At 76.8% G+C, this 13177-nt stretch carries 12 protein-coding genes, 1 tRNA gene and 1 pseudogene; 8 read left to right on the forward strand and 6 right to left on the reverse strand.

Annotation, left to right across the window (positions count from 1 at the left end; all coding sequences use genetic code 11):
• Window positions 1–5: 5 nt before the first annotated feature.
• Window positions 6–884, reverse strand: a complete 879-nt coding sequence (locus tag ACIP60_RS04630) for a spermidine synthase (RefSeq protein WP_400680012.1) — start codon at window positions 882–884, stop codon at window positions 6–8.
• Window positions 885–1110: 226 nt separating this feature from the next.
• Window positions 1111–1542 carry a hypothetical protein gene (locus tag ACIP60_RS04635; protein WP_400680015.1) on the reverse strand — a complete coding sequence of 144 codons (432 nt, stop codon included), beginning with the start codon at window positions 1540–1542 and terminating at the stop codon, window positions 1111–1113.
• Window positions 1543–1878: 336 nt separating this feature from the next.
• Between ACIP60_RS04635 and ACIP60_RS04640 the strand changes: the two genes are divergently transcribed.
• Window positions 1879–3261 (forward strand): tetratricopeptide repeat protein, encoded by a 1383-nt coding sequence (locus ACIP60_RS04640; RefSeq protein ID WP_400680018.1) that lies wholly within the window; start codon window positions 1879–1881, stop codon window positions 3259–3261.
• A 133-nt stretch (window positions 3262–3394) separates the two neighbouring features.
• Here the strand turns inward: ACIP60_RS04640 and ACIP60_RS04645 are convergent, their stop codons facing one another.
• Window positions 3395–4045 carry a histidine phosphatase family protein gene (locus ACIP60_RS04645; protein WP_400680021.1) on the reverse strand — a complete coding sequence of 217 codons (651 nt, stop codon included), beginning with the start codon at window positions 4043–4045 and terminating at the stop codon, window positions 3395–3397.
• Between the two features lie 138 nt (window positions 4046–4183).
• On the opposite strand from ACIP60_RS04645, the gene ACIP60_RS04650 reads away from it, so the two are divergent.
• The 7 genes and pseudogenes from ACIP60_RS04650 to ACIP60_RS04680 all read left to right on the forward strand — a co-directional run bounded on the left by ACIP60_RS04650 (window position 4184) and on the right by ACIP60_RS04680 (window position 10122).
• Window positions 4184–5404, forward strand: a complete 1221-nt coding sequence (locus ACIP60_RS04650; RefSeq protein ID WP_400680023.1) for a hypothetical protein — start codon at window positions 4184–4186, stop codon at window positions 5402–5404.
• Window positions 5401–6999, forward strand: a complete 1599-nt coding sequence (locus tag ACIP60_RS04655; protein ID WP_400680026.1) for a hypothetical protein — start codon at window positions 5401–5403, stop codon at window positions 6997–6999. Before ACIP60_RS04650 ends, ACIP60_RS04655 begins: the two co-directional genes overlap by 4 nt.
• Window positions 7000–7006: 7 nt before the next feature.
• Window positions 7007–8401, forward strand: a complete 1395-nt coding sequence (locus tag ACIP60_RS04660; protein ID WP_400680028.1) for an AAA family ATPase — start codon at window positions 7007–7009, stop codon at window positions 8399–8401.
• A gap of 160 nt (window positions 8402–8561) precedes the next feature.
• Window positions 8562–8960, forward strand: a complete 399-nt coding sequence (locus ACIP60_RS04665; RefSeq protein WP_400680031.1) for a hypothetical protein — start codon at window positions 8562–8564, stop codon at window positions 8958–8960.
• A 116-nt stretch (window positions 8961–9076) separates the two neighbouring features.
• Window positions 9077–9640 (forward strand): annotated as a pseudogene (locus ACIP60_RS04670) (bifunctional DNA primase/polymerase); the annotation flags it as partial.
• Between the two features lie 75 nt (window positions 9641–9715).
• Window positions 9716–9789: transfer RNA gene (locus ACIP60_RS04675), tRNA-Lys, on the forward strand.
• A 90-nt stretch (window positions 9790–9879) separates the two neighbouring features.
• A complete protein-coding gene (locus ACIP60_RS04680) occupies window positions 9880–10122 on the forward strand; it encodes a hypothetical protein (RefSeq protein WP_400680034.1) in 243 nt (80 codons plus the stop codon).
• Between the two features lie 15 nt (window positions 10123–10137).
• Here the strand turns inward: ACIP60_RS04680 and ACIP60_RS04685 are convergent, their stop codons facing one another.
• The 3 genes from ACIP60_RS04685 to ACIP60_RS04695 are packed head-to-tail and all read right to left on the reverse strand — an operon-like array spanning window position 10138 to window position 13162.
• Window positions 10138–10812, reverse strand: a complete 675-nt coding sequence (locus tag ACIP60_RS04685) for a lactate utilization protein C (RefSeq protein ID WP_400680037.1) — start codon at window positions 10810–10812, stop codon at window positions 10138–10140.
• A complete protein-coding gene (locus ACIP60_RS04690) occupies window positions 10809–12377 on the reverse strand; it encodes a LutB/LldF family L-lactate oxidation iron-sulfur protein (protein ID WP_400680040.1) in 1569 nt (522 codons plus the stop codon). Before ACIP60_RS04690 ends, ACIP60_RS04685 begins: the two co-directional genes overlap by 4 nt.
• Complete coding sequence (locus ACIP60_RS04695) at window positions 12374–13162, reverse strand: (Fe-S)-binding protein (RefSeq protein ID WP_400680043.1); 789 nt, start codon at window positions 13160–13162, stop codon at window positions 12374–12376. Before ACIP60_RS04695 ends, ACIP60_RS04690 begins: the two co-directional genes overlap by 4 nt.
• Between the last annotated feature and the right edge of the window lie 15 nt (window positions 13163–13177).

Genomic DNA, 13177 nt, shown 5'->3' on the forward strand with positions numbered 1-13177 from the left:
GGCCGTCAGTCGAAGGCCCTCGGCGGCGGGGCCGGGGACGGGACGGCGGTGCCGTCGGTGGCCGGGGCGGTGCCGGCCGTGAAGTCGGTGAGGTCGCGGCCGTGCAGCAGGCGGGCCTGGGCGGGGTCGGTGGCCAGGCGGCGGGTGAGTTCGGCGAGCGGGAGGGGGGTGTGGGCGGCCAGCAGGACGAGGTTGCCGAAGCGCTTGCCGCGCAGGACGGCGGGGTCGGCGATCAGGCAGAGTTCGGGGAAGACGGCCGCCAGGGCGGCGGCCTGGGCGCGGGCGAAGGCGAGCGGGCCGCCGTCGGTGATGTTGGCGGCGTAGTGGCCGCCGCCGGTGAGGGCGCGGGCGGCGTGGCGGGCGAACTCGACGGTGGCGCAGTGCGCGGGGACCCGGGCGCCGGCGAAGACGTCGGCGATGACCAGGTCGGTGGAGTCGTCGGGGGTGCGTTCCAGGACGGCGCGGGCGTCGCCGCCGCGGACCTTGATCTGCCAGCCGCGGTCGAGCGGCAGTTCGGCGCGGACCAGCTCGGTGAGCCCGGTGTCGATCTCGGCGACCTGCTGGCGGGAGCGCGGCCGGGTGGCGGCGGTATAGCGGGCCAGGGTGAGCGCGCCGCCGCCGAGGTGCAGGGCGGTGAGCGGCTGCCGGGCGGGGGCGGCGAGGTCGATCAGGTGGCCGATCCGGCGCTGGTAGGCGAAGCCGAGGTGGCCGGGGTCGGCGAGGTCGACCAGGGACTGCGGCGCGCCGTCGAGGAGCAGCTGCCAGGCGTGCGGCCGGTCGCGGTCGGGGCGGAGCTCGGCGGTGCCGGAGGCGACGGCCGCGGTGAGCGGACCCTGGCTGTGCGCGCGGCCGGGGACGGCGGGGGTGGTACGTGGACGGCCCATGGCCCCATTATCCGGTGACCGCCCCGGAGCGGCCGCCGGTCGGGGTCGCGCCCCGTCGCGCCGCGGGCGGAACGGCGGAGGGCCCACCGGCGAGGGGGTGCGACGGTGGGTGACGGGCGCTGCCCGCTGCGGGGTCGGGCGTTCCGCCCGCTGAGACGACGGTTGCATGCCAACTGCCGTTTCGGGCAGGTTCTCTGATGAGGCGTCAGACAGCGCCCGGATGCGCTCAGAGCGGGCCGAGACCGCCCGCGGTGAGGGTGGTGGCGGCTTCGCAGAGCGCGGAGCGCAGCACCCAGGCGTCGGTGGGGCGCGGGTACGGCTGGGAGCCGGAGGGCGGGATGATCCAGCGCGGGTCGGTGGGCGGGAGCAGCTCGGCCCCCGGGGTACAGGCGGAGCCGGACAGGTGCCAGCGCAGCGCGGTGCCGGCCGGGACCAGGAAGGCGATCGCGCTGCCGGAGGCGGTCTGCTGGACGGCCCCGCAGGCGCGCCGCAGCCGGAGGATGTCGACCGCCTCCAGGCCGTGCCGGACCTGGACGGTGACGGTGTCGTACTGGACCACGCGGGCGGCCGAGCTCACGGGCGCGGGGGCCGGCGGCGCGGGGCTCGGCGGCGCGGCGGGGGCGGCCGGCCGTCGGTACTGGGGAACTCCGGTGGCCATGGGGGACCTCCTGTCGCCTCGGGTCGCGCGGAAACCGGATGGTGCTCCGTCACCCGGTCGTGCGACGGGGGCCCGGTGCGGGAGGGGGCCCGCACCGCCGGTGTCCATGTACCAGGACAACGCGGGACCGGGCGTCCAGGCCACGGCCTCCGATACAGCAAGCCATGGCATTTCATGGCACAACGCGGCAACTAGGTCCGTATTGTCCGCAATTGACCCACCTACTCCTCGCAACTCGCTGTGTTCGCACGGTGACTGCCGGTACTGTCGTGGCGACGCGGCGGCCCTCCCCCCAGGGGTCGGCGCGACCACCCCGGCACGACCTCGGAGTGCAGCATGGCAGCCACGCGAACCGGCGGGCCCCGTCCGGCGCCCGTCCCCAACCAGGCGATGCGCGAGCTGCGCGGCGCCCTCTCGCCGGGGGAGTTCGCCACCCTGGTCCGCCGGGCCGCCCGGGAGATCGGCGAGCACGTGTCCTGCGACGCGCGCTACGTCGGACGGGTCGAGTCCGGCGAGATCCGCTGCCCCAACTACGCGTACGAGCGGGTGTTCCGGCACATGTGGCCGGAGAAGTCGCTGGCGGAGCTTGGGTTCGCCCCGCGCACGGCGGTCCGCCGCCGGGCGCCGGCCACCGAACCGTCCGTCCCGGCGCACCCGCCGGACGCCCCGCTCCGGTCTGACGAGGAGAACGACGACGTGCTTCGCCGTACGTTCCTGAACGGCGGTCCCACCGCCCTGGCGGCCGTGCTCGGCCTGGACCAGGCCCCACCCTCCGCCGCCGCCCCGCTGCCCGCGGCCCCGCCCCGGCCGGAGCGCCGCCGGGTCGGCGCGGCCGAGGTGGAGGGCGTCGAGCAGGCGGTCCGCGACATCCGGCTGCTGGACGACGCGCACGGCGCGGACGCCCTGTTCGAGCTGGCCGGGCAGTCGCTGCGCAGCGCCTACGTGCTGCTCAACGACGGCGAGTACAACGCCGCGACCGAGCGCCGGTTGCAGGGCGGGGCGGGCGAACTCGCGGTCTCGGTGGGCTGGTTGGCCCACGACTCGAACCGGCTGACGGACGCCAGGTCGTTCTACTCGGAGGCGCTGGCCACCGCCCGGATGGCCCGCGACCCGCACCTGGAGGCGCACGTGTTCAGCAACAGCGCCTTCCTGGCCCGGGACGCCGGGCGCCCCCGGGAGGCGCTGCGGGCCGCCCAGGCCGGGCAGGCCGCGGCGGACGGGCTGGGCTCGGACCGGCTGCTGTCACTGCTGGCGCTGCGCGAGGCGGGCGGCTGGGCGCTGCTCGGCGACCGGTCGGCCTGCGAGCGGGCGCTGGCCCGGGCGTACGCGCTGTTCGACCGGGGCGAGCGGCCGGACGACCCGGAGTGGATGTCCTTCTTCGGCGAGGCCGAACTGGCCGGGCAGGAGGCCCAGTGCTGGTCGGCGCTGGGCGAGTGGGACCGGGCCAGTGGCCGGGCCGAGCGGGCGATCGGCCTCCAGGAGCCGCACTTCGTGCGCAACCGGGTGCTGTACACCGCCGAGTTGGCGCACGATCGGCTGGGCCGGGGCGACCTGGCGGGCGCGGCCGAGCACGGCGCGGCGGCGGTGGCGCTGCTCGACCGGGTCCGGTCCGCGCGGATCCGCGGCATGCTGGCGCGGACCGCGGACCGGCTGCGCGACCACGCCGCCGTGCCGGAGGTCCGGGACTTCCTGGACGGCTACGACGCGGCGGCGGCCTGAGCGGGCGTCAGCGCCCGGGCAGGCGTCAGCGCCCGGGCGGACGTCGACGCTCGGGCGGACGCGAACACCCGGGCGGACGTCAGCGCGCGGGTGGGCGTCAGCGTCCGCGCGGACGCGAACGCCCGGCCGGACGTCAGTGCCCCAGCCGCTCCAGGTGGCTGTGGTCGTTCCAGATCTCGACGGCGGGCAGCCCGTACTCCCAGGACAGCACGCAGAGCGCGGCGGTGCCGAGCTTGAGGCGCTGGGCGTACTCGGCGGGCAGGCCGAGCCAGCGGGCGGCCAGGATGCGCAGCAGGTGGCCGTGGGCGAACAGGACGACGTCGCGGTCCGCGCAGTGCATCGTGGTGGTGTCGGGGTCGGGCGTGCCGTGCTCCGCGTTGAGTTCGGCGAGGAAGCCGTCGACCCGGCCGGAGACCTGGGCCAGCGTCTCGCCGCCGGGCACGCCGTCGCGCCAGATCAGCCAGCCGGGCCGGTCGGTCTCGCGGATCTCGGCGCCGGTGCGGCCCTCGTACTGCCCGTAGTCCCACTCCAGGAGTTCGGGGCGGACGGTGGCGCGGTCGCCGAAGCCGGCGAGTTCGGCGGTCTCCCGGGCCCGGGAGAGCGGGCTGGTGTAGACGGTCGCGTCGGGCAGGCCGTTCCACGGGGCGCGGGCGAGGCGTTCGCCGAGGGCGCGGGCCATGTCGCGGCCCTCGTCGGTGAGCGGGACGTCGGTGCGGCCGGTGTGGCGGCCGGTGGCCGACCAGGAGGTCTCGCCGTGGCGGACCAGCACGATGCGGGCGGGCATGCGGGGTACCTCGTTCGGAAGGGTGCGGTTCACTGGCCCCGCCGTCGAGGGCCACCGCCCCATGATCCCCCACCCGACCCACCGGACCGACCTCCGGGCTCCGCGTTGTCGGCTGCAGATGCGAGACTGGGCCGCACCATGAACGTCTCGCACCTGGGGCAGGCCACCCCGCCGCTGCGGCGGCTCTCCGAGCTGCGCGGCCCGGCGCCGCAGCGCAGCCTCGACGCCCGGGCCCTCGCCGCCCTCGCCGCCAATCCGGGGTGCCGCCGCCGCGCCCTGCTGGACGCCGCCGGCGTCGACAAGACCGCGCTCGCCCGGCAGTTGGGGCGTCCCGCGCCGTTCGGCCAGTCGCCGTTCGCGATCCGCCGCGGCCTGCAGTTCGAGTCCCGGCTGAAGCGGGACGGCTACGCGGTGCTGCTCGATCCGCTGCGCCGCCGGCTGGGCGTGGCGGCGGACGAGGCGTCCTCGCCCGCCGTGCCGGACCTGCTGCCCGCGGCGGCCCCGGCGGTCCGCGCGGAGCGGACGCTGGCGGCGCTCGCCGAGGCCGCGGCCGATCCGGCGGCCTGGACGCTGCTGGACCACCCGATGCTGCGGCTGGACGTGGCGGGCAGCCCGGCCTACCTGGAGCCGGACGCGCTGGTGGTGCACGCCGGGCGGTGCACCGTGGTGGAGATCAAGTCCTTCCCGGTGCTGGACGGTTCGGCCGATCCGGCGAACGTCGGCGCGGCGGCCCGGCAGGCCGCGGTGTACGTGCTGGCGCTGCAGGAGGCGGCGGCCCGGCTGGCCGGCCGCCCGCTGTCCGCCGATCCGTACGCCGTCCAGGAGCTGCCGGGGGCGCCGGAGTTGACGGTGCTGCTGGTCTGCCCGAAGGACTTCTCCGCGCAGCCGGTCGCCGTCCCGGTCGACGTGCGGCGCGAACTGGCGACCACCCGGCGGCAGTTGTCCCGGATGACCAGGGTCGAGCAGCTGCTCGCGGCGCTGCCCGAGGGGGTGACCTTCGACCTGGCCCGGGACGACACGGGCGCGCCGACCCGGCCGGTCGGGGAGCTGACGGAGGCGGTCGACGCGGTGCCCGCCGCGTACGCCCCGGAGTGCATCTCCACCTGCGAGCTGGGCTTCCACTGCCGGGCGCAGGCGCGCTGCGCGGGCGCGGTGGAGCAGTTGGGCCGCGGGGTGCGCGGCGAGCTGGGTGCGCTGCGCACCGTCGAGGAGGCGCTGGCGGCGGCGGAGTCCGGGGCCGCGGCGGGCCTGGAGCCGGAGCTGGCGGCCGAGTTGGGGCTGGACGAGGCGTCCGAGCGGCTGGCGTACGCGGCCCGGCTGCGGGCCGAGGCGCTGGCGGCGGCGGGGGGCGCGCGGTGAGCCTGCTGTCCACGCTGGCCCGGTTGGAGGCGGTGCGGGCGCAGCGGGCTCAGCCGTTGGCGACGGTGCGGCACCGGCACCTGTCGGAGCGTCCGATGGTGCTGGTGCCGTTGGCGGCCGCGGGCGAGGCGGGGGCCCCGCTGGCGGTGCTGCTGGGCACCGACCGGGAGGCGCCCCGGCTGCACTTCGTGCCGCAGCCGCTGAACCGCACCCAGCGTTCGGAGTTCCTGGCCGCGGTGGCCCGGGACGTGGTGCCGTACCTGGAGTCGTTCGGGGACGAGGTGGAGCTGCTGGAGGGCTCCGAGAAGGACCCGGTGAGCGGCGAGAAGGTGCCGGTGGTGCGGGAGTTGTGCGCGGACGCGCCGCAGCTGGTCGTGCCGAACGCGGGGGGCGTGGCGCACCTGGCGCTGCTGGGCCGCTCCACCCGGTTCCGCCGCACGGCGCAGGACCCGGATCCGGGCGAGTACCCGGCGCCGACCGAAGTCCCGCTGCTGGGGCGCTGGTTGACGCACCTGACGGACCGGGCGCAGGTGCCGGGCTCCTCGATGCTGCTGACCGTGACCGGTCTGCTGGCGCGGCACTGGGCGACCGGGCAGAGCAACCTGGAGGACCAGCACCTGGCGGCCCGGCTGGCCTGGCACCTGCCGCCGTCCGGGCTGGAGCCGGCCGCGACCGGGGCGGCGGCGGCCGAGTGGGTGGAGTCGGCGCGGGACGGCGACGGCCTGCTGCTGCACCCGCCGGCCGGTCCGACCACCGATCCGAAGTTCGACGAGCGGGTGCTGGCCCCGGCGATCCTGCGGCACGACGCGGCGGTCGCGGTGCGCGAGCGGGCCGAGGCCGCCCGGGACGGCGCGGAGTCCCGCCGGGCGGCGGCCCTGGTCGAGCAGGCGCGGGCCGAGCTGGCCCGGGTGCTGCGCGCGGCGACGCTGCCGACCTGGCACGACGTCTGGCGCGGCCTCGACCTGCTGCGGGCGCTGCCGGCGGCCGGGCACCTGCCGGAGCGCTGGGAGGGCGACCGCTGGTCGTTCACCATGCACCGGGACCGGGTGGCGGCGGGCGAGCCCCCGCAGCCGCGCCGGGACGACGCGGTGACGGCGGCCCGCAAGCTGGCCCAGCGCGAGCGCGAGCAGGCCAGGTTGGAGATCCAGGAGTCGCTGGACGACCCGCTGGCGATGGCGGAGCGCCGGCTGTCCGGCGAGGCGTTCGCCGGCGAGGTGGTGGACGTCGTCCCGGAGTGGTCGGCGGGCCGCTCCCCCAAGCCGCGCCCGCTGCTGGTGGTGCGCACCGACGACCGTCCGCACGCCGATCCGGGCCGCGAGGTGCACCGGGCGCACGCGGAGCCCGCCCAGCGGGCCGAGGTGGTCTCGGCCGCGCCGGGCGAGGTGGTGGTGCGGCTGCTGTCCGGGATGGGGCGCCGCCGGGAGCCGGAGCCGGGCAGCGTGCCGGAGCCGGGCACGGCCGTGGTGTTCACCCTGTTCGAGTTGGCGCCCCGGCAGTCCGCGCCGCTGCCGGACCCGGCGGACACGCCGTGGACGCACGGCGGCCCCCCGGTGGCCGTCGAGGAGGTGTCGGCCGGTGCGGACGAGTGGGAATGATCAGCGCATGGACCTTTCCGGAGCGCCGGTGACCGACCGTCAGACCTCCTCCCCCGCCGCCGGGCCGGCCCCGGGCGAGGCCGCCGACCGGGCCGTCGCGGGCATCCTGGACGCCGTGGTGCGCCCGGTGCCGGGCGCGCCGCGCGGCGTGGTGGTGGACTCCCCGCCGGGCGCGGGCAAGTCGACGCTGGTGGTGCGGGCGGCCCGCGAACTGGTCGGCGCGGGCGAGCGGCTGATGATCGTCGCCCAGACCAACAGCCAGGTCGACGACCTGGTCGACCGGCTGGCGTCCAAGGCCCCCGGGATCACCGTCGGCCGGCTGCACGCGAGCGACGCGCGGCCCGCGCCGGAGGCGCTGCGGCACCCGAACGTCACCGCGAGGGACAAGGTCGCCGACCTGCTGGAGCAGGACGTGGTGATCTCCACCGCCGCGAAGTGGCAGTGGGTGCGGACCGAGCAGCCCTGGCGGCAGGCCATCGTGGACGAGGCGTACCAGATGCGTTCGGACGCGCTGCTGGCCGTCGCCCGGCTCTTCGAACGGGCGCTGTTCGTCGGCGACCCGGGCCAGCTCGACCCGTTCACCGTGGTCGGCACCGACCAGTGGGCGGGCCTGTCCTACGACCCGTCCTCCTCCGCGGTGGTCACCCTGCTGGCCCACAACCCGGCGATCCAGCCGCACCGCCTGCCGGTCTCCTGGCGGCTGCCCGCCTCGGCGGCGCCGCTGGTGTCCGCCGCGTTCTACCCGTACACGCCGTTCCGCTCCGGCACCGGCCCGGGTGACCGCACCCTGCGGCCGGGGCGGCGCGGGGACGGTTCGGCGGTGGACGCGGCGATCGACGAGGCGGCGAGCAGCGGCTGGGCGCTGCTGGAGCTGCCCGCCCGGCACACCGTCCGCACCGACGCCCAGGCGGTCGCCGCCGTCGCGGCCACCGTCCGCCGGCTGCTGGAGCGCGAGCTGACCGCGCACTCCGAGCAGGGCAGCGCCCCGCTCACCGCGGGCCGGGTCGCGGTGGGCACCGCGCACCGGGACCAGGCCGCCGCGGTGCGCGCCGAACTGGCCCGGCTCGGCGTCCCGGTCGACCCGGCGGCGGGCGAGGCGGTGACGGTCGACACGGCGAACCGGCTGCAGGGCCGCGAGTACGACGTCACGGTCGTGCTGCACCCGCTCTCCGGCCGCCCCGACGCCACCGCGTTCCACCTGGAGACCGGCCGGCTCTGCGTCCTGGCCTCCCGCCACCGGCACGCCTGCATCGTGGTCGCCCGGGCCGGCATCCCCGAACTGCTCGACGACCACCCGGCCACCGAGCCGGTCCAGCTCGGCGTGGCCGTCAAGTTCCCCGACGGCTGGGAGGCCAACCACGCGGTCCTCGCCCACCTCGCCCACCACCGCGTCCGGCTCTAGCCGCCGGGTGCCGCCGAGTGCCGCCGGGGGCGCGCGGAGCCACCCGTACGCCCCCGGCGGGGAATAGCGCCCGTGGCCGCACCGTTCCGGTTCTGGCGGTCCGCGCGCGACAATGGACGGCGGCCGTCTTTCCCCTTTCACCCCCGGAGGTGCCCCCGTCATGCCCGACTCGCATCCGCAGGCGTCCGACCAGGGCGGTTCGCCGACTCCGGCGGTCGTCCCGCCGGTGCCGGGGCCGGCCCGACGGATCCGTCCGGCTCAGCTGATCTTCGAGCCGGAGGGCGCGGCGCCCGAGCCGGAACGGTTCTTCGACCTGGAGTCGATCGACGACCCGTCCGAACTGCTTTCGCGTTCCACCGAGTTGGCCCTGGCGTTCCGGGCCGCGGCGGAGCGGGCGACGGACTTCCAGGCGATGGCCGCCGCCCAGCTCGCCGATCCGCGCCGGTTCGACGCGCTCTCCGCGGAGCAGATCGCCGAGCGGGCGGACTGGACGCCGGACTACGCGGTGAAGATGGTCGAGTACGGCCGGTCGCTGCAGCGCCGCGGCCCGGAGGAGTAGGGCCCGTCCTCAGCCGCCGTCGGCTCCGCCAGGCCACTGGCATATGCGGCGGGCGATGATACGCCCGGACCCCCGCCGCTGTCCGGCGAACGCCGTTTTCGGCGCGCCCGGCCGCGCCGCCGGGCCACCCTGGCCGGGTGGACATCTGGACCTATCAATCGGTGGAGTACGTCAGCGTCGCCGGGGAGGCGTGGCTCGCCTCCGCCAGCGAGTACCCGAGCAGCATGCGCGCGCTGTGGGAGGCCCGCCCGTGGGCGCCCGCGGTCCTGCCGTGCGGCCGGGTCTTCGACGTGATCAGCCTGCCGGCGGTGTTCGGCCGCCGGGTGCTGGACGAGCTGTGGACCTCGGGCCCGGGCTGCGGCCCGGTGGCGACGTACCGGGGCCGGACGCTGCTGTTCGTGCAGCCGGGGACGGCGGCCCGGCTGCGGACCCTGCTGGCCTGGGAGGAGTGGGCCCGGGACGTCCCGCCGCTGCTGTGCCACGGCCCCGGGGACGCGATCACGGTGCCGCCGGTGCAGCGGGCGATCGACGAGCCGGAGTCCTCGTCCAGCCGGTGGATCGTCGCGCCGGACACCGGCGAGCCCTGGCTGCCGGGGGCCTCGGTGGTGCTGTGGGCGTGCGTCCGGGCGGCGCGCGGCCGCACCCGGGAGGCGGGCGACCCGGGGTCGAACGCGCGCTGAACGGGGGGTGCCGTCCGGGCCGGAATCGATTTGAGCCCCGGCCCCGGCCGCTGCTAGAGTCTTCCACGTCAGCAGGCGCCGCTAGCTCAGTTGGTTAGAGCAGCTGACTCTTAATCAGCGGGTCCGGGGTTCGAGTCCCTGGCGGCGCACCGACAGCGAAAGGCCCCCCTTCACCGGGGGGCCTTTCGCGTTGCGCCGCACGCCCGGAGGGTGTGTAAAGGGCTGCTAATGTCCGGGTCATGGCGTCCGACGATCTTCACTCCGACTGGGCCGCCTGGCTCGACGCGGAGCTCGCCGAGGCCGAGGCGGCCGCCCTGCGCGCGCACCGGCGGGAGCGGCGCAGACGGGGTCTGGGCCGCGCGCTGGCCTGGACGGGCGCGGTGACGCTGGCGGCCGGCCTCGGCTTCGGGCTGGTGTACACGGCGCAGCACGGCCCGGCCCCGCGCCCGGCGGTCTCCGCCTCGCCCAGCCCGGCCGGCTAGGCCCTGTCCGGCGGGCTAGCCCGACCCGGTCGGCCGGTCCGCCCCGTCGGCCGCGTCCGCCCGGTCCAGCAGGACGACCACCAGCCGGCGGGGCCCGTGGACGCCCTTGACCCGGATCATCTCGATGTCGGCGGTGGCGGACGGCCCGCTGACGAAGGTGAGCGGCCGGGCCGGGTCGAGCCGGGCGAGCGCGCCGGGCAGCGCGGAGCGCACCTGTTCGGCCCGGACCACGCACACGTGCAGGTCGGGCAGCAGGGTGGCGGCGCGGCGCCCCTGGGCGGGTCCGCCGTCGAGGACCAGGGTGCCGGAGTCGGCGACGGCGACCGCGCAGGCCGTCAGGACGGCGTCGGTGGCGTCGAGTTCGGCCTTCCCGAGCGGCGGCCGGTCGGTGCGCACCTCGCCGTCCCACCCGGCGGGCAGCCACCCGGCGGGCAGCCCGTCCGGGACGACGAGGCTGCGGGCGCCCTCGTCCGCGAGCGCCCGGGCGACGGCGGGGCCGGGGTCCTCGGCGCGCAGCACGGTGGCGCCGTACTCGGCGAGCCGTGCGGCGAACAGCGCGAGCACGGCGGTCCGGTCGTCGGGGTCGAGGCCGGGGGCGTGCCGGAGGTAGTCGCGGGGCGGTTCGGGGGCGGGCGGGACGGCGGCGGCGCGGATGCGGCGCAGGATCTCGTCCCGGGCGGTGCCGGTCATGCGTGTTCTCCTCGGTTCCGTGCGGCCTGCCGTCCGTCGGGCCCGCCCCGCCCGCCGGGTCCGCCCCGGCTGCCGCGCTCGTCCCGGGCACCGGGCTCGTCCCGACTGCCGCCCCCGCCCCGTCCGTCGGGCCCGTTCCGGCCGGCGCGCTCGTTCCGCTTCCACCAGCTGCGGAAGGACTCGCCGGGGATCTCGGGCAGCGCCCGGTTGTCGGTCCAGCCGCCGAGCGGGCCGGGCAGCGCGGTGCGCCGGGGCAGCAGCGGTCCGACCAGTCCGGCGCCCTTCACGGCGGCCTTCCACAGCGCGGGGCGGGCCATCACCGCGCCGACGGTGTTCAGCGCGGCCCGTTCCACCGGGTGCCGTCCGCCGTCGGCGACCTGGGCGCGCAGGTCGAGCAGCACGTCGGTGAACCGGATCCGCACCGGGCAGACCTCGTTGCAGGCGCCGCACAGCGTGGAGGCGTACGGCAGGGAGGCGGTCTGCGCGTCGTCGAGGCCCTTGAGCAGCGGGTTGAGGATCGCGCCGATCGGCCCGGGGTAGACGGAGCCGTAGGCGTGGCCGCCGGTGCGCTCGTAGACGGGGCAGGCGTTCATGCAGGCGCCGCAGCGGATGCAGCGCAGGGCCTGCCGGCCGACCGGGTCGGCGAGGGCGCGGGTGCGGCCGTTGTCGACCAGGACGAGGTGGACGTCGCGCGGTCCGTCGCCGTCCGTGGTGCCGGTCCAGGTGCTGGTGTAGGGGGCCATCCGCTCGCCGGTGGCGTTGCGGGCCAGCAGTTGCAGGAAGACTTCGAGGTCCTGCCAGCCGGGGACGGTCTTCTCCAGGCCGACGACGGAGATCAGGGTGTCGGCGAGGGTGAGGCACATCCGGCCGTTGCCCTCGGACTCGACGACCACCAGGGTGCCGGTCTCGGCGACCACGAAGTTGGCGCCGGAGACGGCGACCTTGGCGCCGAGGAACTTCTCCCGCAGGTGCAGCCGGGCGGCTTCGGCGAGTTCGGCGGGGTCGTCGGTGAGCCCGTCGGGGGCGGGGCGGCCGTGCCGGCCCATCTCGCGGGCGAAGATGTCGCGGATCTCGCTGCGGTTGCGGTGCAGCGCGGGGACGACCACGTGCGAGGGCAGGTCGTCGCCGAGCTGGACGATGGCGGCGGCGAGGTCGGTCTCCCGGGCGTTGATCCCGGCGGCCTCCAGGGCGGCGTCGAGGCCGATCTCCTCGGTCAGCATCGACTTGACCTTGACGATCTCGCGCTCGCCGGTGGCCCTGACCAGGTCGGTGACGATCCGGTTGGCCTCGGCGGCGTCGCGGGCCCAGTGCACGGTGCCGCCGGCCGCGGTGACCTTCTCCTCGACCTGGAGCAGGTACCGCTCCAGGTCGGCCAGCACCCGGTCCTTGATCGCGGCGGCGCTGTCGCGCAGCTGCTCCCAGTCGGGGCGTTCGGCGGCCAGGACGGCCCGCTTGCCCCGGATGGTGCGGGTGGCGCGGCGGACGTTCTCCCGCAACTGCCGGTTGCCGACCTCGCGTTCGGCGGCCTCGGGGAACGCGGGCCAGCCCAGGAACGACCTCGTCATCGCACGGCCTCCGCCACCGGGACGCCGGGCAGCGGCCCGTCCTGGGCGGTGCGGGCCAGGATCTCCACCAGGTGCAGGGTGCGCACCCGGTGGCCGTCCCTGGTGAGCCGGCCGCCGATGTTCATCAGGCAGGAGTTGTCGACGGCGGCCAGCACGGGCGCCCCGGTCTCCAGGACGTGCCGGGCCTTGTCGCCGTTCATCGCGCCGGAGACCGCCGGGTTCTTCACCGAGAAGGTGCCGCCGAAGCCGCAGCACTCCTCCTGCGCGGGCAGTTCGACGAGGTCGATGCCGTCGACGGCGCGCAGCAGCCGGTAGGGCCGGTCGCCCAGCCGGGCGGCCCGCAGGCTGTGGCAGGTGGGGTGGTAGGTGACCCGGTGCGGGAAGTGCGCGCCGACGTCCTCGACGCCCAGCCGGTCGGTCAGGTACTCGGTCAACTCGACCACCCTGGGCGCGAGTTCGGCCACCTCCCGGGCCAGCCCGGGGTCGCCGACGGCGGCCAGGGGGTACGCCTCGGCGGGCATCCCGGCGCAGGAGGCGGAGGGGACGACGATCTCCTCGTAGCCGCCGAAGGTGTCCACGAAGTGCCGGGCGAGCCGGGCGGTCTCCCGGCGGTAGCCGGTGTTGAAGTGCATCTGTCCGCAGCAGCTCTGGCCCGGCGGGAAGTCCGGCTCCACGCCCAGCCGGCGCAGCAGGGTGACGGCGGCGCGGCCGGTGCCGGGGAAGAGGGTGTCGTTCAGGCAGGTCACGAACAGGGCGGTCCGGGAGCGGGGGGCGTTCGGAGGCATGCCCGCATCATAGAT

The sequence above is a fragment of the Kitasatospora sp. NPDC088783 genome, from assembly GCF_044750705.1.
GTDB classification, from domain to species: Bacteria; Actinomycetota; Actinomycetes; order Streptomycetales; family Streptomycetaceae; genus Kitasatospora; species Kitasatospora fiedleri.